Genomic DNA, 21,275 nt, shown 5'->3' with positions numbered 1-21,275 from the left:
AACAATGGGCCGCATGCCCGCGGTCCRCGATCGGCATGGCCTGCGCCTGATGGCCATCCACGCCCACCCCGATGACGAGTCCAGCAAAGGCGCCGCCACCATGGCACGTTACGCCAGCGAGGGCGCCGACGTCCTCGTGGTCACGTGTACCGGGGGAGAGGAGGGCAGCATCCTCAACCCCGCGATGGACCAGCCGGGTGTCGCCGCCCGGATGGCGGAGATCCGCAGGCAGGAGATGGAGGCCGCCCGGCTCATCCTCGGGGTCCGCCAGGAGTGGCTCGGCTTCGTCGACTCCGGACTGCCTGAGGGCGATCCGCCGCCGCCTGTTCCGGACGGGCGGTTCGCCACCATCGCGCTCGGCGAGGCGGCCCGTCCGCTGGTCCGGTTGATCCGTCAGTTCCGGCCGCAGGTCATCACGACCTACGACGAGTCGGGCGGGTATCCGCATCCCGACCACATCATGACCCATCGGGTCAGTGTGGAGGCGTTCGAGGCGGCCGGTGATCCCGACCGTTATCCCGAGGTCGGTGTCGACGCCGGCCTCGAACCCTGGCAGCCGCTCAAGCTTTACTACCACCTCACCTTCCACAAGGAGCGCGTCCTCGCTCTCCACGAGGAGATGATGGCCCGCGGTCTGGAGTCCCCCTATGCCGAGCGGCTGGCCGAGTGGGTCGACCGCGCCGAGGACACCGGTCGGCTCACCACCCAGGTGGAGTGCGCGGACTGGTTCGAGACCCGCGACCGGGCACTGATCGCCCACGCCACCCAGGTCGACMCCACCGGATGGTGGTTCCGGATACCCCTGGAGGTGCAGCGGGAYGCCTGGCCGACAGAGGACTACCAGCTGGCYCGTTCTCTTATCGAGGTCGGCWTGCTGCCCGAAGACGATCTGTTCAACGGCGTGTGACTCTCCGGTAACCTGACCTTTCAGGTGGCATGTGACTTTTCGGATGGCATGTGACTTTTCGAACAGTATGTGATCTAGTCAACGGTGCGTGACCGCGGAGGCGGAGGACTCGTACGGCAGGGCGTAGGGTCGGAATCGGCGCCCGTCGTGGAGTGTCCCCGTGGCGGGCGGTGACAGCAGGTGTGGCGGACACCAGAGGACACCAGGTGTGAGGACGTGCCCGTGAACGAGGTCTTCGCCGCTTCCGTGCTGGTCGAGAGGAAGATCGACGCCGGAGCCGTCGGGCTCCTCGTCGTCCTGGCACTGATCGCGGCCTCCAGTGTGATCTTCTTCTTCCTCTCGAAGAGCCTGCGCCGGATGCGGTCGAACGTCGCCAGCGGCGAGTTCGCCGGCGTCGACCCTGATCCGAACGCGATGCGCCGGCTGGACGGTGGAGACGGGCCGGTTATCGACGGGGAGGTCGTCGAGGAGACCGCCGGCACCGCCGGCGCCGGTAGCACGGCGGGCCTGGCGGGTGGCGGCGAGCAGCTGGACCTGCCGACCCAGCCTGGACCCCCCGCGGGCTCCGCGGGGAGCGATCGGTAGGCGGCTGCCGCAGACCCCGGCTAGGCGGGGGAGATGGCGATATTCACGATCCGACCGGGCACGACGATGATCTTCTTGATCGTCCGACCATCGGTCTGCCGGGCGAACTCGGGATGTGCGGCGAGCAGATCGCGAACCGTCTGCTCCGCTGAACCGTCCGGAACCTCGATGGTGAACCGGACCTTCCCGTTCACCTGGACCGGGATCGTCCTGACCGACTCGGCGGCCAGCGCCGGATCCCCGATCGGGAAGGCGACCGTGCTGACCGACTCCTCGTGACCGAGGCGGGACCACAGTTCCTCGGCGATGTGCGGGGCCAGCGGGGCCGCCATCAGGGTGAGCGGCTCGGCGAGCGCGCGGGGGGTGGGGGATTTCCCGTAGCTCTTGCTGACGAAGTTGGTTAGTTCGATGAGCCGGGCGACCGCGGTGTTGAACCGCAGCCCCGCGTATTCGGCGGTGACCGTGAGGATCGTCCGGTGCAGGACGCGAAGAGCCTCGCCGTCCAACGGCTCGTCAACGACGGCGGCCGCCCCGGTGGTTTCGTCGACGACGGTGCGCCACAGCCGCTGGAGGAACCGGTGCGAACCGACGATGTCGTCGGTGTGCCATGGCCGGTCAGCGTCGAGCGGGCCCATCGCCATCTCGTAGACGCGCAGCGTGTCGGCGCCGAACCTGTCGTACATCTCGTCCGGGCTGACGCTGTTCTTCAGGCTCTTGCCCATCTTGCCCGAGCGCCGGTTGACCGGGGCGCCCTGGAAGAGGAACCGGCCGTCGGGGGTCGCCGTCACCTCGGCCGCCGGGACGTACATGCCCCGGGCGTCGGTGAAGGCATCCGCCTGGATGTATYCCTGGTTGAACAGCCGCTTGAACGGCTCCTTGGTGGAGACGTGGCCCAGGTCGTAGAGCACCTTGTGCCAGAACCGGGCGTAGAGCAGGTGCAGCACGGCGTGCTCGACACCGCCGACGTACAGATCGACGCCGCCGTCGCCGGGAACCGCGCCCGGCCTGGCCATCCAGTAGCGCTCGACGGTCKGGTCGACGAAGCGCTCGGTGTTGGTCGGGTCCAGGTAGCGCAGGTAGTACCAACACGAACCGGCCCACTGCGGCATGGTGTTCGTCTCGCGCCGGTACTGCTTCGGCCCGTCGCCGAGATCCAGGGTGACCGTCACCCAGTCGGCCACCCGGGCCAGGGGGGGCACCGGGTCGCTCGCGTCGTCCTCGGCCATCGCCGTGGGCCGGAAGTCGGTCATCTCCGGCAGTTCGATCGGCAGCAGCTCGTCGGGAACCGCGTGGGGCAGCCCGTCGACGTCGAAGACGATCGGGAACGGCTCGCCCCAGTACCGCTGGCGGGAGAACAGCCAGTCCCGCAGCCGGTACGACCGCGCCGACCTGCCGGCGCCGATCTCCTCCAGCCAGTGAACCGTGGCCTTGATCGCCTCGCTTTTCGACAGGCCGACCAGCACCGGGGCGCTGGCCGGACCGGGCCGATACTCGCCCGCACCGCTGAACGCCTCGGGCCACTGCGCTGATGGAGTCGCGGGCACTACCCCGTGCGCGGCGTACCAGTCCGCGTCCGGCTCCAGCACGGCGGGGATCGGCAGGTCGAACGCGCGGGCGAAGGAGAAGTCCCGGCTGTCGTGCGCCGGTACCGCCATGATTGCCCCGGTGCCGTAGCCCAGCAGCACATAGTCGGCCAGGAAGACCGGGATGACCCCGCCACCGACCGGGTTGCGCACGTACGAGCCGGTGAACACGCCGGTGCGGTCGATGACCTCCTCGCCGCGCTGCCGGTCGCTGCGGTGGGCCGCGAACTCCCGGTAGGCGTCGACGGCGGCTCGCGGGGTCCACGCCGGATCGGCGCCCGCCTCCGGCCCGGCGGTGTCCGCCGGTTCCGTGCCGCCGCCCGGCCGTCCCGCCGGGAAGCGCCAGCTCACCGGGGTGTCCGCCGGCCAGGTGTCGGCGATCAGGGCGTCGGCCAGGGGATGTTCGGGCGCGAGTACCAGGAAGGTGGCCCCCGCCAGGGTGTCCGGGCGGGTGGTATAGACCTCGATACGCCGGGCGGTCGATGAGCCAGACGGATCGGACGCACCTGCCTCCTCGCCGGGGGCGACGACGGTGAACTCGACGCTGGCGCCCTCGCTCGGACTGATCCAGTTGCGCTGCATCTGCTTGATCGAGTCCGGCCAGTCGACCAGGTCGAGGTCGGAGATCAGCCGCTCGGCATAGGCGGTGATCCGCAGGATCCACTGCTTCAGCGGCCGGCGAAACACTGGGTAGTTCCCGATGTCGCTGCGGCCGTCGGCGGTGACCTCCTCGTTCGCCAGCACGGTGCCCAGCCCCGGGCACCAGTTGACCAGCTGTTCGGAGATGTAGGCCAGGCGGTGCGCGTTGACGACCTTCCGGCGGGACACCTCGTCGAGTTCGGTCCACGCCAGCCCGGCCGGGTTCGCCGCCCGGACCGCGTCAACCGACACGGCCGTGTTCCCCCCGGCGGGGCCGGCTACCGGCGCCCGGGTGCCCGCGGCGAACTCCTCGATCAGCTCGGCGATCGGCCGGGCCCGGCCGGCCTGCGGGTCGTACCAGCTGTTGAAGATCTGCTGGAAGATCCACTGCGTCCAGCGGTAGTAGCCCACGTCGGTCGTCGCGATCTCGCGGCGGGTGTCGTGGCCCAGCCCCAGCCGGGAGAGTTGGCGGCGCATGTTGGCGATGTTGGCGTTGGTGGTGTCGCGGGGATGCTGGCCCGTGTTGATGGCGTACTGCTCGGCGGGCAGGCCGAAGGAGTCGTATCCGAACGGATGCAGCACGTGCCGGCCGGACATCCGCAGATAGCGGGCGAACACGTCGGTGCCGATGTACCCCAGCGGGTGCCCGACGTGCAGCCCCGAGCCGCTCGGATAGGGGAACATGTCCATGATGTAGAACGGCTCCCGGCCGGCGACCTTCTCGAAGCCCGTCGAGAGCGGCCCGACCGGGTTCGGCGAGTTGAACGTGCCCTCGTCGGCCCACCGGCGCTGCCAGCGCCGCTCGATGTCGGCGGCGAGCCGGGCGTCGTACCGGAAGCTCGGCTCGACGCTCCCGGTCCCGGCGGGGGCGCCGCCCGCGGTGCCCGCGGCTGCCGGGATGATCCCGCCAGACGCACCGGTCGGTGCCACCGTGGTGTCCGCGGCGCCGGTCCGGGCGCCGGGCTCGGCCGTCTCACTCATCGCTCGTGCCATCCAAACTCGTTGGTACGTCGACCCTCTCACCGCTCTCGCGGCGGGAACGGCGGCCTGACGGACGGCGGTCGGGCGAGCGGACGGCGGGGATCGTGCGGTCCCACGAGCCTATCCGCCGGGTACGTCGGCGCGGCGGGCCGGTCGAGGAAGCGCGCCGATCACGTCGGCGCGGCGTGGAGATGAGGGCGGACTACCTGGGCGCGCCTTTGGTTGCATATCCAGAGGCCTACGGGGTTCCGCGGGCCTGGCGGACACGCAGATCATGAGGAGTTCGGGTGCCTAACAAGCTCGCGGAGCAGACGTCTCCGTACCTGCTGCAGCACGCGGACAACCCGGTCGACTGGTGGCCCTGGAGCCCGGCGGCCTTCGCCGAGGCGGCCCGGCKGGGGGTGCCGGTGCTGCTCTCGGTGGGCTACGCATCCTSCCACTGGTGCCATGTCATGGCGCACGAATCGTTCGAGGACGCCGCGACCGCCGAGTACATGAACGACCACTWCGTCAACATCAAGGTGGATCGGGAGGAGCGGCCCGACGTCGACTCCGTCTACATGGACGTCACCGTCGCCCTGACCGGGCACGGCGGCTGGCCGATGACGGTGTTCCTCACCCCTACCGCCGAGCCGTTCTTCGCCGGCACCTACTTCCCGCCGCGTCCCCGGCCCGGCATGGGGTCGTTCCGCCAGGTCCTGACGGCGGTCACCGAGGCCTGGCGGACCCGGCGGGACGAGATCGAGGAGTCGGGGGCGGACATCGCCCGCCGGCTCGCCGAGGCGGCGACGCGTGGTCCGGCGTCCGGTCTCGCAGCCGAGATCACCCCGGCTCTGCTCGACACCGCCGTGGCGGGGCTGTCGGCCCGCTTTGACGCCCGTCACGGTGGATTCGGCGGTGCGCCGAAGTTCCCGCCGTCCATGGTCGCCGAGATGCTGCTGCGGCACTCCGCCCGCACGGGGGACGCGCGCAGCCTGGAGATGGTCGCGGTGACCTGCGAACGKATGGCGCGTGGGGGCATCTACGACCAGCTCGCCGGGGGGTTCGCCCGGTACAGCGTCGATGCGACGTGGACGGTCCCGCACTTCGAGAAGATGCTCTACGACAACGCGCTGCTGCTGCGGGTCTACCTGCACCTGTGGCGGGCCACCGGGTCGGCACTGGCCGAACGGGTGGTCCGGGAGACGGCAGCCTTCCTGCTTGCGGATCTGCGCACCCCCCAGGGGGGGTTCGCCTCGGCGCTCGACGCGGATGCCGTTCCCGCGGATGCCGTTCCCGCGAGCGCTGCCCCGGCGGGAGCGCACCCCGAGGAGGGGGCCAGCTACGCCTGGACACCCGCCCAGTTCGTCGCCGTCCTCGGGCCGGAAGACGGGCGGTGGGCCGCCGGCGTCTTCGGCGTCACCGAGCAGGGCAGTTTCGAACGTGGTACGTCGGTGCTGCGCCTGCCGGCGGACCCGGACGATCCGGCGAGGTTCGCGGCGGTCCGCGCGGCCCTGGCCGCGGCACGGGCGACCCGGCCGCAGCCGGCTCGCGACGACAAGGTGGTGGCCGCCTGGAACGGCCTGGCCATCGCGGCGTTGGCCGAGGCTGGCGCGTTGTTCGACGAGCCGGACTGGGTGCGGGCCGCCGAACAGGCCGCCGTCCTGCTCCGGGACGTGCATCTCGTCAACGGACGCCTGCGCCGGACGAGCCGGGACGGGCGGGTTGGCGTGAACGCCGGGGTACTGGAGGACTACGGCGACGTCGCCGAGGGACTGCTCACCCTGCACCAGGTCACCGGCGATCCGGAGTGGCTCGCGCTCGCTGGGACGCTGCTGGACATCGTCCGTGATCGGTTCGCGGCCTCTGACGGGGGGTTCTTCGATACCGCGGACGACGCGGAGGTGCTGTTGCGCCGGCCGCGGGACGACTCGGACTCGGCGACCCCGTCGGGCCAGGCGGCTGTCGCCGGCGCCCTGGTCAGCTACGCGGCGTTGACCGGTTCCACCGAACACCGGTCGGCCGCCGAGACGACGGTGGCGCGCGTCGCTCCGTTGCTGGCCCGGGATGCCCGGTTCGCCGGTTGGGCCGGTGCGGTCGCCGAGGCGCTGCTGGCCGGGCCGGCCGAGGTCGCGGTCGTGGACAGCCCGGCGCTGGAACGGCYCGCCCGCCTCGGCACGGCGCCCGGTGCGGTCGTGGTGACCAGCGGACCGCTGACCGTCGGCCGGGAAAMGGCTGGGGTGTACGTGTGCCGGGATTTCGTCTGTGAGCTGCCGGCCCGGACCGCAGCCGAGGTGCGCCGCCAACTCGGGGTGAAGGTGGCCAGCTGACCGTCCCTCTTCTTTCACTGGTGATGCGGTAAGCATGTTGCACTGGTGATGCGGTAAGACTGGCGGTGCGGTAAGCATGTAATTGTCACGAGGGGTTCTTCGGATCCGCTCTGGAGTGCCAGATCGGGCCTCCGGGTCCGGATCAGCCGGCAGGCCGGGCCCGCGCGCGGGTCCCGATCGGAGATCGAGGGGACACGTCATGTCCGGTCCGCGTGGACGGGGGTACGGCAGACCGGGGGAGCGGGCGGAGGTGGTTCCGGCGGACGACGCCGCAGCCTGGTTCGCCGAGCACATCCCGGCCGGGTGGTTCGCCGGGATGCCCACGGTGGTCGTGGACCGGGACGAGATCACGGTCATCGGGGTACTCGCGGCCGGCGGCGTCGCGCCCGGAGGAGGGCCGTCGGCGACGGGGGCCCGGATCCGGCGGTTCCGGGAGCAGACCCGTGAGGAACGGATCGCCATCGCCACGAAGGCCGAACATCGGTACAACCGCAAGGTGGCGTGGGGCGCGACCGTCGGTGACACCACCGAGCTGTTCACCGCGCTGTCCGTGCCGGTGATGACCCGGCTGCGCCAGCCGGAACGCCAGGTGCTCGACACCCTCGTCGACTCGGGGGTGGCGCGCAGCCGCAGCGAGGCCCTCGCCTGGTGCGTACGTCTGGTGGGCGAGAACGCCGACAGCTGGCTGCGCCAGCTCCGGGAGGCCATGGAACAGGTGGAGAAGATCCGCTCGGTGGGCCCTCGGCTGTAGCCGCCGGAGCCCCCGGTAGCCGCCGTGCGGGGGAAGGCTGTTAGTAGATGGCGAAGAGCAGCGCAATGTAGTGGCAGGTCGCGGCGACGAGGGTGAAGGCATGGAACACCTCGTGGTAGCCGAAGATCGTGGGTGCCGGGTCCGGTCGCCGGCAGGCGTAGACGACGGCGCCGAGGCTGTAGCAGACCCCCCCCACGAGCAGAAGTACCATCGAGGCGATCCCGGCCCGGTGGGCGAGCTCCGGGATCACGAAGACGGCTACCCAGCCGAGCGCGATGTAGAGCGGCACGGTCAGGTACCGCGGCGAGTGCAGCCACAGCATCCGGATGGCGACGCCGAGTCCCGCCCCTCCCCACACCACCGCCAGGACCACCCGAGCGGTCGTCGGCGGCATCGCGATCAGGGCGAAGGGGGTGTAAGTCCCGGCKATGAAAACAAAGATCATTGAGTGGTCGAGACGCTTCATGCGCGCCCGGGCACGTGATGTCGACCACATCGTCCGGTGATAGAGGGCGCTCGTTCCGAAGAGGGCCGCAATACTCAGGGCGTAAACCGCGACACCGAGCCGGGCACGCAGCGTGGTAGCCAGTGCCACCGCAATGACGCCTAGTGTCAGGCTGATCGGGAACGCGCCGGCATGTAGCCATCCCCGCATGCGCGGTCGCACCAGGTCACGCGGGTGCGAGGCGATGTCCGTCTGCGGAGGCCCGGCTGGCTGCTGTACGAGGGAAGCCACGCCGAGAACGATAACCCGAGGGTTGCCGCCGTCACGAAGCGGAGCTGGACGGCAGCGGTCGGTCCGTATCGGTGYGTGATGGATCCGACGCTTCTGCGCACTCGCTATCGCGCGACTGCGGACGGAACGCGCGGTACAGTCTAATGATCCTGAACGTGGCCTCGAACTTCCCCTATATTGTGGGTTTTGTCTGAACGTCCACGAGTACGTTCGAGTTCTCAAGTGGGTACCTGCATATGGGAAGAGAGCGCGGCAGGTTCGACTCGACCGGAGGTGTRAGCTGTGACAACCGCGGCACAGGTTTCGGGGCTGGACGTGGCCCCCACGAGGCACGCCAGGCTGGTTGCCTGGGTGCGCGAGATTGCCGAACTCACTCAGCCGGATCGGGTTGAGTGGTGCGATGGATCAGAGGCGGAGTTCGATCGGCTGACCTCCCTTCTGATCGAGCAGGGGACCCTGGTCCGGCTGAATGACGAGAAACGTCCGAACARCTTTTACGCCGCTTCGGACCCGGGCGACGTGGCCCGCGTGGAGGACCGCACCTACATCTGCTCCGAGCAGGCGGAGGACGCCGGTCCGACCAACAACTGGCTGGACCCTGCCGAGATGCGGGCCACGCTCCGGGGCCTGTTCGCGGGGTGCATGCGGGGTCGGACGATGTACGTCGTCCCGTTCTGCATGGGTCCGCTCGGCTCGCGCATCTCGGCCCTCGGCGTCGAAATCACCGACTCGCCTTACGTCGTCATCTCCATGCGGACGATGACCCGGATGGGAACGCCCGCCCTCGAGCAGCTTGGAACGGACGGTTTCTTTGTCCCGGCCGTCCATTCCCTGGGCGCTCCGCTGGAACCCGGCCAGGCCGATGTTCCGTGGCCGTGCAATACGACGAAGTACATTACCCATTTCCCGGAAACCCGGGAGATCTGGTCCTACGGATCGGGTTACGGCGGAAACGCACTGCTCGGCAAGAAGTGCTATGCGCTGCGTATTGCGTCCGTCATGGCCCGCGACGAGGGCTGGCTCGCCGAGCACATGCTCATCCTCAAACTGACGTCTCCCGCCGGCAAGGTCCACTACATTGCCGCCGCATTTCCGTCGGCCTGTGGAAAGACCAATCTGGCGATGCTCATCCCAACCCTGCCGGGCTGGCAGGCGGAGACTGTCGGTGACGACATCGCCTGGATGYGCTTCGGTGAGGACGGCCGGCTGTACGCGGTCAACCCGGAGGCCGGGTTCTTCGGGGTCGCCCCGGGGACCGGCGAGCAGACCAACCCCAACGCGGTCAGGACCCTCTGGGGCAACGCCATCTACACCAACGTGGCCAGGACCGATAACGGTGACGTCTGGTGGGAGGGGCTGACCAAGCAGCCGCCGGCGCACCTCATCGACTGGAAGGGCCGCGACTGGACCCCCGAGTCCAGCGAGCCCGCCGCACACCCCAACGCCCGCTTCACCGTCCCGGCGGGCCAGTGCCCGACGATCGCCCCGGAGTGGGAGGATCCGCGCGGCGTGCCGATCTCGGCGATCCTGTTCGGCGGGCGCCGGGCGACCGCGGTGCCGCTGGTCACCGAGGCTCCCGACTGGCGGCGCGGGGTGTTCTTCGGCTCGATCGTCGCCTCCGAGACGACGGCGGCCCAGGCCGGAGCGATCGGCAAGCTGCGCCGGGACCCCTTCGCGATGCTGCCGTTCTGCGGCTACAACATGGCCGACTACTTCGCCCACTGGCTCGAGGTCGGGCAGAAGGCCGACCAGACGAAGCTCCCGCGGGTCTACTACGTGAACTGGTTCCGCAAGAGCCCGGAGGGCAGGTTCCTGTGGCCGGGATTCGGCGACAACAGCCGTGTCCTCGCCTGGATCGTCGGTCGCCTGGAGGGCACGGCAGCCGGGGTGGAGACGCCGCTCGGCGTCCTGCCGACGAAGGACGCCCTACCCGTTGACGGCATCGACATCGCCGAGGAGGACCTCGAGACCCTGCTCACGGTGGACGTCGAGGTGTGGAAACAGGAGGCCCAGCTGATCCCCGAGCACTACCAGACGTTCGGGGAACGGCTTCCGGCCGCCCTGTGGACCGAGCACGAGGCGCTTGTCGAGCGGCTGAACAGCGCAGACTGAGCGGCTGACGCACCCAACCGCGAGCTCCGTCCGGGGAGCGCACCGCCGGCACGGCACTTCGTGGCAGCGCCTCACAAGGCAACCGTGGCAGCGCAGGGCATCCGTGGCACCACTTCGTGTGATACCCCCGAGCGGGTCGGCCACGGGCCGAGCCGCTCGGCGGGCTCCCGGCCCGGCCCGTGGCGACCGGTCGGCAGGGTTCGGCCCTCCTTCGCCGGCCCGGCGGCCAGCCCGGCGCCGGACTCGTTCGTAACTCCGCGTCGCGTCCGTTGTTCCACCGTCGGCGGGCCGCGTTCCTACCGAGTGTCGCGGTACGGCTCACCTGAGCGGAGCACCATCCGATAATGACCACCCCGCGGATCCCGCATGTTCGCCGGGGATCAATCCCTCCCCCGGGTGAATTTCCGGGAATTCCCCAGCCGGTTGGCTGAATTTCCTCCGACCCGCCCGACGGTGCCAGTCGGCGCCCTCTTTCGGGCCCGGTTTGGTTCGATCCGATCTCGATGACATGTCGAGACAACGAGTGTCCGATCATCGGCCCGCGGTGTTCCATAGCCCGCGGTGTTCCATGGTGTTCCGTCGTGTTTCCCCCGTGGGCGCGCCTCATGCCGTCACCTCTCGGTCGTCGCGTTTCGGGTGACCCCTCACCGGCCATCACGCTTCGGCCTGTCACGTTCTGGCCTGTCGCGTTTCGGCCCACCGTGTCTCTGGCCGGCACGCCCGCGGTCATCCGGCTCTCGTCGGTCGCCGGGCTCATGGATCCGGTGGCGACCTGCGGCCGGTCGGTGCCTGTTGCCCCGGTCGGTCGGTGACTGTTGCCCCGGTCGGTGCCCGTCGCCGGAGTCGGCGCAGGTCCCGGGGCTTCCGAACCGAGCAGGGAGCGGTGACCTGGCTTCCTCGGGCGGACGCTCGTGGTCCGGCCTCCGACGGCGCCGCGCGCGGCGGCTGATGCTCCGCGTCATGATCCGGACGCAATGTGACCGATCGGGGTGCGACGGGAACTCCGGGGTGCGAGACGTTTCCAGTTCTTAACGTAACGTGTTGTCGGAAGTGGGTCGCCATCATCGAGGGCTGCGGTTACCGTGGGAGCGCTAGCGTCTCAAGCCGTGGTCCGGCATGGTGCCGGACCTCTCGGGAGGCCCCTCGGTGCCGCAAGCGCGACTACACCAGGAGGCCGGTGCCCGGCCCCTGCAGGGGTCGGTCCCGGACTACCTCCGAGTAAGCGGGTGGGCGTGTGCCACGAACGCATGTCGTCGACACAAGCGTGCTGCTTTCTGATCCTGGCGCGCTGCTGCGGTTCGCGGAGCACAATGTCGTGCTCCCCCTCGTTGTCATAGGGGAGCTGGAAGGCAAAAGGAACCATCCGGAACTGGGCTGGTTCGCCCGGGAGGCACTACGCATCCTGGACGATCTGCGCATCCGGCATGGTCGCCTTGATCAACCGCTCCCGCTGGACAACGGCGGGACGCTACGGGTGGAACTCAATCACACCGATGCGGCGGTGCTTCCACCGGGGTTCCGGGTCGACACGAACGACTCGCGGATCCTGTGCGTCRCGATGAACCTCGCCCGCGAKGGCGCCGACGTCGTACTGGTCACGAAGGATCTCCCGCTGCGGGTCAAGGCGTCGGTGCTGGGGCTGCCCGCCGAGGAGTACCAGGCGCTGTCCCCGGTGGACACCGGCTTCTCGGGGATGGCCGAGCTCACCGTCACCCAGGAGGACCTCGACCGGCTCTACTCCCGCGAGTACACCGAGATCCTGGAGGCCGCCGACCTGCCCTGCCACACCGGCCTGGTCCTCACCACCACCGGGGGGAGTGCCTCCGCGCTCGGCCGGGTGACCGCCGACAAGCAGGTCCGGCTCGTCCGCGGCGACCGCGACGCGTTCGGCCTGCACGGTCGCTCCGCCGAGCAGCGGGTCGCCCTCGACCTCCTGCTCGATCCGGATGTCGGGATCGTCTCCCTCGGCGGTCGAGCCGGCACCGGTAAGTCGGCGCTTGCCCTGTGCGCCGGGCTCGAAGCTGTGATGGAGCGCCGGGCGCACCGCCGGGTGGTGGTTTTCCGCCCGCTGTACGCCGTCGGTGGCCAGGAGCTCGGGTACCTCCCGGGCAGCGAGAACGAGAAGATGGCGCCCTGGGCCCAGGCGGTGTTCGACACTCTCGGTGCGCTCGTCTCCCCCGAGGTCATCGAGGAGATCGTGGATCGCGGGATGCTGGAGGTGCTGCCGCTCACGCACATCCGTGGCCGGTCCCTGCACGACGCGTTCGTGATCGTCGACGAGGCCCAGTCCCTGGAGCGCGGGGTGCTGCTGACCGTGCTGTSCAGGCTCGGGCAGGGGTCACGGGTGGTGCTCACGCACGACGTGGCACAGCGCGACAACCTGCGGGTCGGCCGGCACGACGGGGTCGCCTCGGTGATCGAGACCCTGAAGGGCCAMCCGTTGTTCGCGCACGTCACKCTCACCCGTTCCGAGCGATCGCCGATTGCGGCCCTGGTCACGACGATGCTGGAGGATCTCGTTCTCTGAGCGATCTTGTTCTCTGGCGGCGTGCTCCCCGATCGTCCGGCGAACGTTCGATGAACCTTCGGAGAACCTCCGGAGAACATTTGGAGAGTATCTGGGGGGCGTCCGAGGGTCCCGGGCTGCGGGAACGTGTGGCCGCGGTGCGCGGTTGTGCGAGGAGACAACCACCGGAGGTGGCTTCCCATGTTCTTCGGTCGTCACAAGACGACACTGCCCACGCCCGAGCAGGCCCTTCCCGGCCGGGATCGGCCGGTGTTCGCGGGCGACGTCCCGCACACCGTGCTGGGGACCCCGCTCGCCRGCCCGTTCCCGGCGGGGCTGGAGACCGCCGTGTTCGGCCTCGGCTGCTTCTGGGGGGCCGAGCGCGCGTTCTGGAAGGTTCCCGGGGTGTACACCACCGCCGTCGGCTACGCCGGAGGGCACACCCCGCACCCCACTTACGAGGAGGTGTGTTCCGGGCTGACCGGGCACACCGAGGTCGTCCTCGTGGTGTACGACCCCGCGAAGGTCGGCTACGAGGAGCTGCTGCGCGTGTTCTGGGAAGGGCACGACCCGACCCAGGGCATGCGGCAGGGCAATGACACGGGCACCCAGTACCGTTCGGCGATCTACACCACCACTGCCGGGCAGGCCGCCGCGGCGGCTGCCAGCCGCGAGGCGTTCCAGCAGGTGCTGACCGCCGCGGGCCTCGGGGCGATCACCACCGAGATCGCCCCGGCTGGTCCGTTCTACTATGCGGAGGAATACCACCAGCAGTACCTCTCCGACGCCAAGAACCCCGGCGGCTACTGCGGCCTGGGTGGCACGGGCCTGTCAATATGTGGCCCATGGTCAGAGCGGGAATCTACGTCAGAGCCGGCCAGGACCGAACAGGCGCAGGGCTAGCAGTCTCACGTCAGGAGGCCGGGCTGCCGCCCCCTCTGCGACCGTAAGGGCTGGGCGGTCGAGGACGTCTACTACGGACAAGGATGTCGGTGCCCATTCCGGACGGCCACGCCCGGAGTGGGACCGGCTCGTTGACGACATCAAAGCAGGCCGCCTCCAGGCGATCGTCTGCTGGCACATCGACCGGCTGACCCGCCAGCCCCGCGAAGTTGCGGGACGACGCCGGGCCGCACTTCGGGTTCGGCTGGCACGCCGTTGGTCCGGAGCCGGGGTGGCGAAGCTGGTCGAGATGCTCGACTTGGGCGCCGAACGCATCCCCGGACAGGATCGCGTCGAGCGGCGCGGAGTGGACGTTCCCCGCCGATGAGCTGGACCACGCCGACACCGAGGCCGGCGGCGTCGTTGATCACCGCACTCCAGTCGGCGGTGCTCAACGTCCCGTGGTCCCCGAGCGGGGACGAGTCCGCGTAGCAGTGGACGCAGGCTGACACCGGCCAGTGATCTCCAACGCGACAAAGTCGAGCGCGGGCATGGTTGTGGGCGGCATGACATCTCCTCGGGTATATCCAGATGTCTCACGGTCAGACCGGCGGCGCCCACGGGGTGCGGCCGTGYCGGCGCACCACGGGCAATGCCAGATGGACCTCTGCGGGTGGCCGAGGACCGTGGCGTGGACGGTGACCCGGACCCCATAACACGTTGGCACGGACCCTCCTCTATCGCGCCGACCCCGATCCGATAGCCGCAGCGGCATCGGCTCGCGACGCGCTCGACGTGCTCGACGTGCTCGACGGGCGGCCTACGCGTGGCGTGATCCAGCGATCAGGCGAGATGTGGCGGGAAATGCACCACCGGTGGCCGAAGATCGCAGCCGTTCAGGATCTTGGAGAGGTTATCGATCATTCTCGGCGGGCGTTGGAAGCAAAGCCACCGGCATCAGCGTGAACCGCCTGTCGGTTACGGATCCGGCACGTTTGCTACCTGCCCGCATCTGCCGGGCTACCCTCCCGGATGAGCTGACGGCGGAGATGGAGGGAGGATGGGCTTCGGGCGGAACGCGGACAAGCGGGGCAGTAGTAGCGGGCAGGTGGGCAACCCGGCCGCTGAGCGGCACGAGGGCGAGGATTTCGATGGCGCCAGCATGATCCGGTGCCCGCGATGCGGCGGCTCTGGGAAGGTTCAGAAAAAGTGAGTGCAGGGGAAAGCTGCGGCGAGGAGGGGCCTACGGGCCCCCAACCCGAGGTGCACGCGCTGTTCCCGTCCTGCGGCGAGTGCCGGAGGGCGCGCGCGGAGCATCTGCGCCGGTCCGCGCGCGGGGCGCGGATGCGCGACGGGCTGCCCAGCCTGACTCTCCAGCCGCCGGTGACGCGCTGCCCGCATATCCCGGACGTGTGGGCGCCGGGATTCGGCCCGGGTCGGAGCCGCCGGAGGGCTCCGGGTGGGAGACGCGGCCGGAGGGCCCGGTCTGACCCCCGCCTGGTTCAGCCAGCTTGTCCCCGGTGGGCGGATGGTCCTGCCGTTGCGCTGGCGCGGCCAGACCCGGGGTGTCGCGTTCGTCAAAGGCGGCGACAACGTGCTGCGCTCGGACGCGGTGTTCCTCCGCGGCTTCGTCCCGATGATTGGTCAGGACGTCGAACGCGTCGCCGCGCTCCACGAAAACCCGCTCGTCCAGATCCACTACGACRTCGACCAGGACATCGACCCGGACCACCTCACCGGCGTCTTCGCCACCCCCGGGTCGCCGCCTGGTCGGGCACGACCATCGGGCCGCAGGACCCGATCKACGGGATCTGGCTGCGCGCCACTGCCACCGACCCGGCCGTCTGCCGGATCAACGCCAGCCGTGGCGCGGTCGAGGCCGATCTGTGCGTCCCGCTGATCCCGAACCTGAGCCCCGCGCTGGTCGCCGGCTCCTCGCTTGCCTACCTCGCCAAGCGCCGCCTCGACGGCCCCGATCCGGTATACGAGATCGGCGCCCACGGCCACGGGGCTGACGGCCAGGCCCTCGCTGAACGCCTCTGCGATCACATCCGGACCTGGGACACCGACCGCAAGGCCGGCCCGACCCTCACCGCGATCTCGCTGACCGCCGACGCCGAGGTCCCGCCGACCGCGATCGTCAAGAAGGACTGCGCGATCATCATCACCTTCTGGCAGCCGAGGGTGCCGCGTGGCCGTACTTGCCCGAGCGCGGGCAATCGCGGCCGGCCGGTGCTCAGCCGGTGGGAACGATCTGCGCCGGGGCCCCGATCTGGGCGACGATCATGGTCCAGCGCCCGTCACCGGCGTTGAGAGCGTCGGTCGTGCGCTGCAGCAGCACCGGCGGGGGGACGGGCGTGCCGTCGAACAGGTTCCCGCACGCCGTGACCGCCTGGGCGTAGGCACCGGCGCCTTCGGTCCAGTTCCTGCTCACGCTCTCGACGGGCGGGAGGCCCAGCGGTCCGATGCGGTCGAYGGCCCGCCCCAGGTCGGCGCAGGCCGGTTTCAGCGACATGCCGTCCRCCGCCTGAATGTCGGCCCGTACCGCGTTGACCGCCCGCACGACCTCCGAACGGACCTGGGCGGTGGTGGCGTACCAGGACGTGAGCCGGGCCTTGACGTCGGTAGTGGGCGGTGCCGCCGCACCGGCCCCGCCACCGGCCCCGCCACCGGACCCGACGACGAGGAACACCACGACCACCGCCGCGACCCCGGCCACGGAAAGAACCGCCAGCCCGCGTCGACGTTCCTCCCTGGTCAGTTCCTCCCAGGTGCGGTAATCGCTCCGGCGCCGGCTCACGGATCCCCCAGATAGCCAGATAGCAAGAAGTCAGCGACAAAGCAGACGCACAGCTCAATCCTGACGTTGCGTCGGGAGCGACTCCCGACCGCGCCGGTGACGCGACGCCCGGCGTCCCACCTACCCGATTCAACCTCCCCCCGCGGCGCCGAGGCGCCGCGGGGGGCACCACAAAGGGGAACACCGCGAGGGGCACCACCAAAGGGGCACCACCAAAGGGGCGCCACCAAACGGGCTCCGGGGCTCTGCGGCTCCGGGGCTCTGCGGCGGTTATCCCGACCACCGCCGTAGCGATACGCCGGACCGGCGGTATGCGCGGCGGTAGATGCGGCCGCGCGACCGAGAGCACGGGCAGCGGACAAAGTACCGGCCTACGACATCACCCGAACGTCGGCGCGGGAAAATGCACCGTCTTCTACTCCCTCCCAAGGGGATCCCCACGCGGGAACTTCGATTTTCGTCACACACCTCTGCGTTCCGCTCCCGGCCGGCTCGGCGATGTACTCACGGATGTACGAACGGGCCGCGCCCGGCCGTTGCCGGCGGAGGATCCTGGACCGACCCAGGTCGACCTCCGGCGTTTCGATGCRCAAAGCCGCGCGAAAGCGCCAAGATATCCCGGGTTCTTTACCACCCCGCGGCTCGGTGGATACCGGTGAGGGACGTTCGCGAAGGGGCACAGATGGACTACGTGATGGACTTGTCGGAGTCGGAGTGGGGGACACCCGCACCGGACCGGACGGGTAGCTGGGCGATCGTCGTTCTGGAGCAGGGGACCCGGCAGGTGCAGGGAGTCATCGGCCCGTTCYGGTCGCCCGGCCATGCGCAGGCCTACGCCTGCGACGGGGGATTCGCCGACTGGCTCATCGTCCCATCCCTGTATCTGATGTCGCCCACCGAACCGGAGATCGCCGCCATCGCGGTGCTGTGAGAAGGGATCACCCGAACCCGGTGAGCTGAGGTGAGGTGACCGAACCCGCCGGATCGTTCGGGCCGGGTGGTCCCCATCATGGTGCCGAGTGGGGACCACCCGGCAGACGGCATCGAGCGCAGGCGGGGAGAATCGGGGGTCATGGCGGAACATCTGATCGAGAACTATCTCATCGACATGGACGGTGTTCTGGTCCATGAGGAACATCCCATTCCGGGCGCGGATGCCTTTCTGGCCGGGATCGGCGAGGCAGGCCTGGGTTTTCTCGTGTTGACCAACAACTCGATCTACACGGCCCGCRACCTGTCCGCCCGGCTGGCTGGCGCGGGACTCACGATCCCGCCGGAGCGGATCTGGACCTCGGCCCTCGCCACCGCGCTCTTCCTACATACCCAACGCCCCCGGGGATCGGCGTACGTCGTCGGCGAAGCGGGCCTGACCACGGCGCTGCACGACATCGGCTACGTCCTCAGCGACCGGTCACCCGATTACGTCGTCCTCGGGGAAACCCGGACCTACAGCTTCGAGGCAATCACCAAAGCGGTACGGCTGGTGCGCGACGGCGCACGCTTCATCGCGACGAATCCCGATCCCACCGGTCCCTCGGTGGAGGGTCTCCTGCCCGCCACCGGGGCGGTCGCGGYGATGATCACCCGGGCGACCGGCGTCACACCCTACTTTGTCGGCAAGCCGAACCCGTTGATGATGCGCAGTGCGCTGAACACGCTGTCCGCGCACAGCGAGACCACCGTGGTGATCGGCGACCGGATGGACACCGACGTCGTCGCCGGCCTGGAGGCCGGAATGGACACCGTGCTGGTGCTGTCGGGCATCACGTCCATCACCGACGTCGACCGGTTCCCCTACCGACCGACCGCCATCGTCGACAGCATCGCCCAGTTGCCCGTCGGTCGGGATGTGCGGACGCTCGACAGCATGCCGACGGCCGCCGTCCGCCCGGCGCCAGCCGGGGCTCCCGATCGCACCGGGACGCACGGTCGGAGCCCGGGACCGGTGCACACCTCGGGGTCCACCACACGTGGGTGAAGGGCCACCGCGGAATCAGGGAACCCCGGACGGGATCAGGAGCCGCCCTGCGAACGGCGGAACAGGGTCGCGGTCGGCGCGGCGGCGGTCAGGGTCACCTTCGTCGGCGTGAACAGGAACGACTGCTGGGGCAGGCCGTCCGGACCCAGCAGGAACGCCCGCTCGATCGAGTCGACCTGGACGCGCGCACCGGTGTCGGCACCCGCACCGACGACCCGGGTCGCCTGGATGGACGCGATGTCCTCCGCGACCGTCCCGGGTGGGAGTTCGACGGCCGTGGCGGCCGGCGCGTCCCGTTCGATGGACCAGGCAGGGTAGGTCTTGTTCGATCGGTAGGTCTCGGGGTTGCCGGCGAGCCGCACCCCGACCGACAGCCCGACCCAGGCGTCGGCGGTGTTCGGCGTGCCGACCGTGTTCTTCCGGACGATCAGGTACAGGTAGTTACGCGGGTCGCTGATCCGGGTGCGTGGGTCCGGGACCGGGGCGTCGGCGACCTTGCCCTCCCGGGCGACCTCCTGGGACATCACCCAGTAGGTCCACGGGTTGCGGTCCATCTCCCGCTCAGGGGCCTCGGCGTTCGGGTCGAGGGTGTCCGCGGCTGACAGGGCGAACCGCATCGGGCCGTCGGTGTTCTGGCACATGCTGTTGCTGCGCGTGCAGGTCCCGAGCAGCGGGTGCGTGCTCTCGTACCGGCCGGTGAACGGCTGCGACRTGTGCTCCGGCCCCTGGATCACGGCGCTGCCGGGGATGGCGTTGCCGGTGGCGTCGATCTCTACCTGGTAGGTCCACTCGATGTCGGTGGTCCGCCCCCAGAACGCCATCAGGGCCGGGGTCGGGGTGCCCTCGTCCTCGTTGCTCCACACCATCGAGTAGGTCAGCAGGCGATGACCGGCGATCGCGGTTGGCGCCTCGGAGTGGAAGGCGAGCAGTGGGGTGTCGGTGACGGCGTTCTGGAACGGCCCGCCGGCCATCGGGTCCGCGGCGGCGGCCGGCGCCGTCCGGCCGTAGATCACCGGGGCGTGCGCCAGTGCCTGGTAGCCGTTGTCCTGCGGCGTGACGGTGCGGAAGGTCAGATCGGTCAGGCGCGCCGTGGCGGCGTTGCGGGGCGACCGGTCCGCGGCGAACAGCGTCCGCAGGGTGTGCTTGCCGGCGGCCAGGTGACCCAGCGCGAGGCTGCGCTTGATCGGGAAGGACGTGGGGATCACGAGATCGGTGGCGTAGGCGGTGTCGACGTAGAGCGACAGCACCGCGGACTCGCCGCCCGGGGAGCCCCAGGAGACCCCCGGGGCGGTGGTGGTGACGTCCAGGAGCACCTCGCCGTCGGCCTCGGTGCGGAAGGGGATCGACGAGTCCTGCCCCCGATTGAGGACGATCTCCGCGGGTGGAGCCGGTGCCCTGTCCYCGGAACCRCACGCTGTGAGCCCCACCGCCAGCACGGTGGCGGCCAGGCCGGCGCCGAGCGTCTGACGCAGTCCCCTTGACACCCGCGTTCCCTCCTAGAATCCGGGATCGCAGCCGCGGCCCGTTCCGCGCTCCCCCGATCCCCATACATCCTGACATCCTGCTCTTTACGGCATTGTCGGCGTGCATCGGTCCGGGTTGGGCCACGGATAGCCCGCCGGTCGGCCGTGCGGGTGTCATGACGTACCCGCCACCGCTGGGCCGCGGAAACCCCTAGTGATCTCCATGGCGGATAACGTCGCGACGGAGAGGCCGGTGGGACAGCTGGGGGCGGGCCACCGAGGCGGCCGCGCGTCGGCCGGCCTCCGGGGCGGAGGAACGATCGGGAGTCGGCGTGCGCAAGTTCGTCATCATGGGCGTGCAGGGCAGCGGCAAGGGAACCCAGGCGACGATGATGGCCCGGGACTTCGACCTGGTCCACATCAGCGTCGGCGACGTCTTCCGCTGGAACGTGCAGAACCACACCAAACTMGGTGCCCAGGTCAAACGCATCGTGGCGGCCGGTCACCTGGTCGGGGACGACCTCGTCGAGTCGGTGGTGCGCTCCCGGCTGGCCGAGCACGACTGGAACTACGGGTTCATCATCGACGGGTTCCCGCGCAACGCCCGGCAGGCCGAGTTCTTCCTGGAGAGCTACGACATCGACGGGGTCATCTACCTCGACCTCCCCGACGACGAGGTCTATCGGCGGGTGCTCGCCCGCCGGTTCTGCTCACGGTGCGGCCTGGACTACAACCTGATCGCCAGTAGGCCGCAGGTGCCGGACACCTGCGACGTGTGCGGAGCGCCGCTGCTGACCCGGGCCGACGACAACCCGCAGGCACTTGCCGTCCGCCTGCGGGAGTACCACGAGAAGACCCGACCGGTCATGGAGATCTTCCAGCGTAAGGAGTTCGTGGCCGTCGTGGACGCCCGGCACCCGCCGCGCGAGGTGCAGGCGGAGATCCGTCGGCATTTCGATCTTCCACAGCTCGATCGCTCGCAGCTTGATTTTCCGCAACGGCCGGTCGTGCCCGGGTGAGCCCGGCCGTGATTCCCCGGGGGG

Annotated in this window: 16 protein-coding genes; 12 read left to right on the top strand and 4 right to left on the bottom strand. The window is 69.8% G+C overall.

The window, feature by feature from the left end:
• Window positions 1–4 precede the first annotated feature (4 nt).
• Both mca and CcI156_RS07310 read left to right on the top strand, forming a co-directional pair.
• Window positions 5–907 carry a mycothiol conjugate amidase Mca gene (gene mca / locus CcI156_RS07315; protein WP_076804948.1) on the top strand — a complete coding sequence of 301 codons (903 nt, stop codon included), beginning with the start codon at window positions 5–7 and terminating at the stop codon, window positions 905–907.
• Between the two features lie 222 nt (window positions 908–1,129).
• Complete coding sequence (locus CcI156_RS07310; RefSeq protein WP_023840081.1) at window positions 1,130–1,492, top strand: hypothetical protein; 363 nt, start codon at window positions 1,130–1,132, stop codon at window positions 1,490–1,492.
• A gap of 20 nt (window positions 1,493–1,512) precedes the next feature.
• On the opposite strand, the gene CcI156_RS07305 is transcribed toward CcI156_RS07310, so the two are convergent.
• On the bottom strand, window positions 1,513–4,707 hold the full coding sequence (locus CcI156_RS07305) for a leucine--tRNA ligase (RefSeq protein WP_139341438.1): 3,195 nt from the start codon (window positions 4,705–4,707) through the stop codon (window positions 1,513–1,515).
• 275 nt (window positions 4,708–4,982) lie between these two features.
• Between CcI156_RS07305 and CcI156_RS07300 the strand changes: the two genes are divergently transcribed.
• Both CcI156_RS07300 and CcI156_RS07295 read left to right on the top strand, forming a co-directional pair.
• Window positions 4,983–7,004 carry a thioredoxin domain-containing protein gene (locus CcI156_RS07300; protein WP_076804947.1) on the top strand — a complete coding sequence of 674 codons (2,022 nt, stop codon included), beginning with the start codon at window positions 4,983–4,985 and terminating at the stop codon, window positions 7,002–7,004.
• 199 nt (window positions 7,005–7,203) lie between these two features.
• Window positions 7,204–7,755: a hypothetical protein gene (locus CcI156_RS07295; protein WP_011438273.1), complete on the top strand. Its 552-nt coding sequence runs from the start codon at window positions 7,204–7,206 to the stop codon at window positions 7,753–7,755.
• A gap of 40 nt (window positions 7,756–7,795) precedes the next feature.
• Here the strand turns inward: CcI156_RS07295 and CcI156_RS07290 are convergent, their stop codons facing one another.
• Complete coding sequence (locus CcI156_RS07290) at window positions 7,796–8,410, bottom strand: hemolysin III family protein (protein ID WP_041258009.1); 615 nt, start codon at window positions 8,408–8,410, stop codon at window positions 7,796–7,798.
• A gap of 363 nt (window positions 8,411–8,773) precedes the next feature.
• Between CcI156_RS07290 and CcI156_RS07285 the strand changes: the two genes are divergently transcribed.
• The 5 genes from CcI156_RS07285 to CcI156_RS07265 all read left to right on the top strand — a co-directional run bounded on the left by CcI156_RS07285 (window position 8,774) and on the right by CcI156_RS07265 (window position 15,891).
• Window positions 8,774–10,603, top strand: a complete 1,830-nt coding sequence (locus CcI156_RS07285) for a phosphoenolpyruvate carboxykinase (GTP) (RefSeq protein WP_076804944.1) — start codon at window positions 8,774–8,776, stop codon at window positions 10,601–10,603.
• A gap of 1,234 nt (window positions 10,604–11,837) precedes the next feature.
• Window positions 11,838–13,130, top strand: coding sequence for a PhoH family protein (locus tag CcI156_RS07280; protein ID WP_076804942.1), 1,293 nt, complete (start codon window positions 11,838–11,840; stop codon window positions 13,128–13,130).
• Window positions 13,131–13,310: 180 nt separating this feature from the next.
• Window positions 13,311–14,012: a peptide-methionine (S)-S-oxide reductase MsrA gene (gene msrA, locus CcI156_RS07275; RefSeq protein WP_076804939.1), complete on the top strand. Its 702-nt coding sequence runs from the start codon at window positions 13,311–13,313 to the stop codon at window positions 14,010–14,012.
• Window positions 13,927–14,379, top strand: coding sequence for a recombinase family protein (locus tag CcI156_RS27625; protein ID WP_349256624.1), 453 nt, complete (start codon window positions 13,927–13,929; stop codon window positions 14,377–14,379). Before msrA ends, CcI156_RS27625 begins: the two co-directional genes overlap by 86 nt.
• Window positions 14,380–15,450: 1,071 nt before the next feature.
• A complete protein-coding gene (locus tag CcI156_RS07265; protein ID WP_076804935.1) occupies window positions 15,451–15,891 on the top strand; it encodes a hypothetical protein in 441 nt (146 codons plus the stop codon).
• Window positions 15,892–16,227: 336 nt separating this feature from the next.
• Here the strand turns inward: CcI156_RS07265 and CcI156_RS07260 are convergent, their stop codons facing one another.
• The gene (locus CcI156_RS07260) at window positions 16,228–16,791 is read right to left on the bottom strand and encodes a hypothetical protein (RefSeq protein WP_076804933.1); all 564 of its coding nucleotides are present in this window, start codon (window positions 16,789–16,791) and stop codon (window positions 16,228–16,230) included.
• Window positions 16,792–17,473: 682 nt separating this feature from the next.
• Between CcI156_RS07260 and CcI156_RS07255 the strand changes: the two genes are divergently transcribed.
• Together CcI156_RS07255 and CcI156_RS07250 are read left to right on the top strand one after the other, a co-directional pair.
• A complete protein-coding gene (locus CcI156_RS07255; RefSeq protein ID WP_083718359.1) occupies window positions 17,474–17,722 on the top strand; it encodes a hypothetical protein in 249 nt (82 codons plus the stop codon).
• A 141-nt stretch (window positions 17,723–17,863) separates the two neighbouring features.
• The gene (locus CcI156_RS07250; RefSeq protein WP_076804930.1) at window positions 17,864–18,769 is read left to right on the top strand and encodes an HAD-IIA family hydrolase; all 906 of its coding nucleotides are present in this window, start codon (window positions 17,864–17,866) and stop codon (window positions 18,767–18,769) included.
• A 35-nt stretch (window positions 18,770–18,804) separates the two neighbouring features.
• Here CcI156_RS07250 and CcI156_RS07245 read toward each other — a convergent pair whose 3' ends face one another.
• Window positions 18,805–20,253, bottom strand: a complete 1,449-nt coding sequence (locus tag CcI156_RS07245; RefSeq protein ID WP_076804927.1) for a hypothetical protein — start codon at window positions 20,251–20,253, stop codon at window positions 18,805–18,807.
• Between the two features lie 311 nt (window positions 20,254–20,564).
• Between CcI156_RS07245 and CcI156_RS07240 the strand changes: the two genes are divergently transcribed.
• Window positions 20,565–21,251 carry a nucleoside monophosphate kinase gene (locus tag CcI156_RS07240; protein WP_011438261.1) on the top strand — a complete coding sequence of 229 codons (687 nt, stop codon included), beginning with the start codon at window positions 20,565–20,567 and terminating at the stop codon, window positions 21,249–21,251.
• Window positions 21,252–21,275: the final 24 nt, after the last annotated feature.

Source organism: Frankia sp. CcI156 (assembly GCF_001983015.1).
Lineage (GTDB): Bacteria > Actinomycetota > Actinomycetes > Frankiales > Frankiaceae > Frankia > Frankia casuarinae.
The sequence above is the reverse complement of the archived record's forward strand: the minus strand, read 5'-3'. Positions and strand labels throughout refer to the sequence as shown.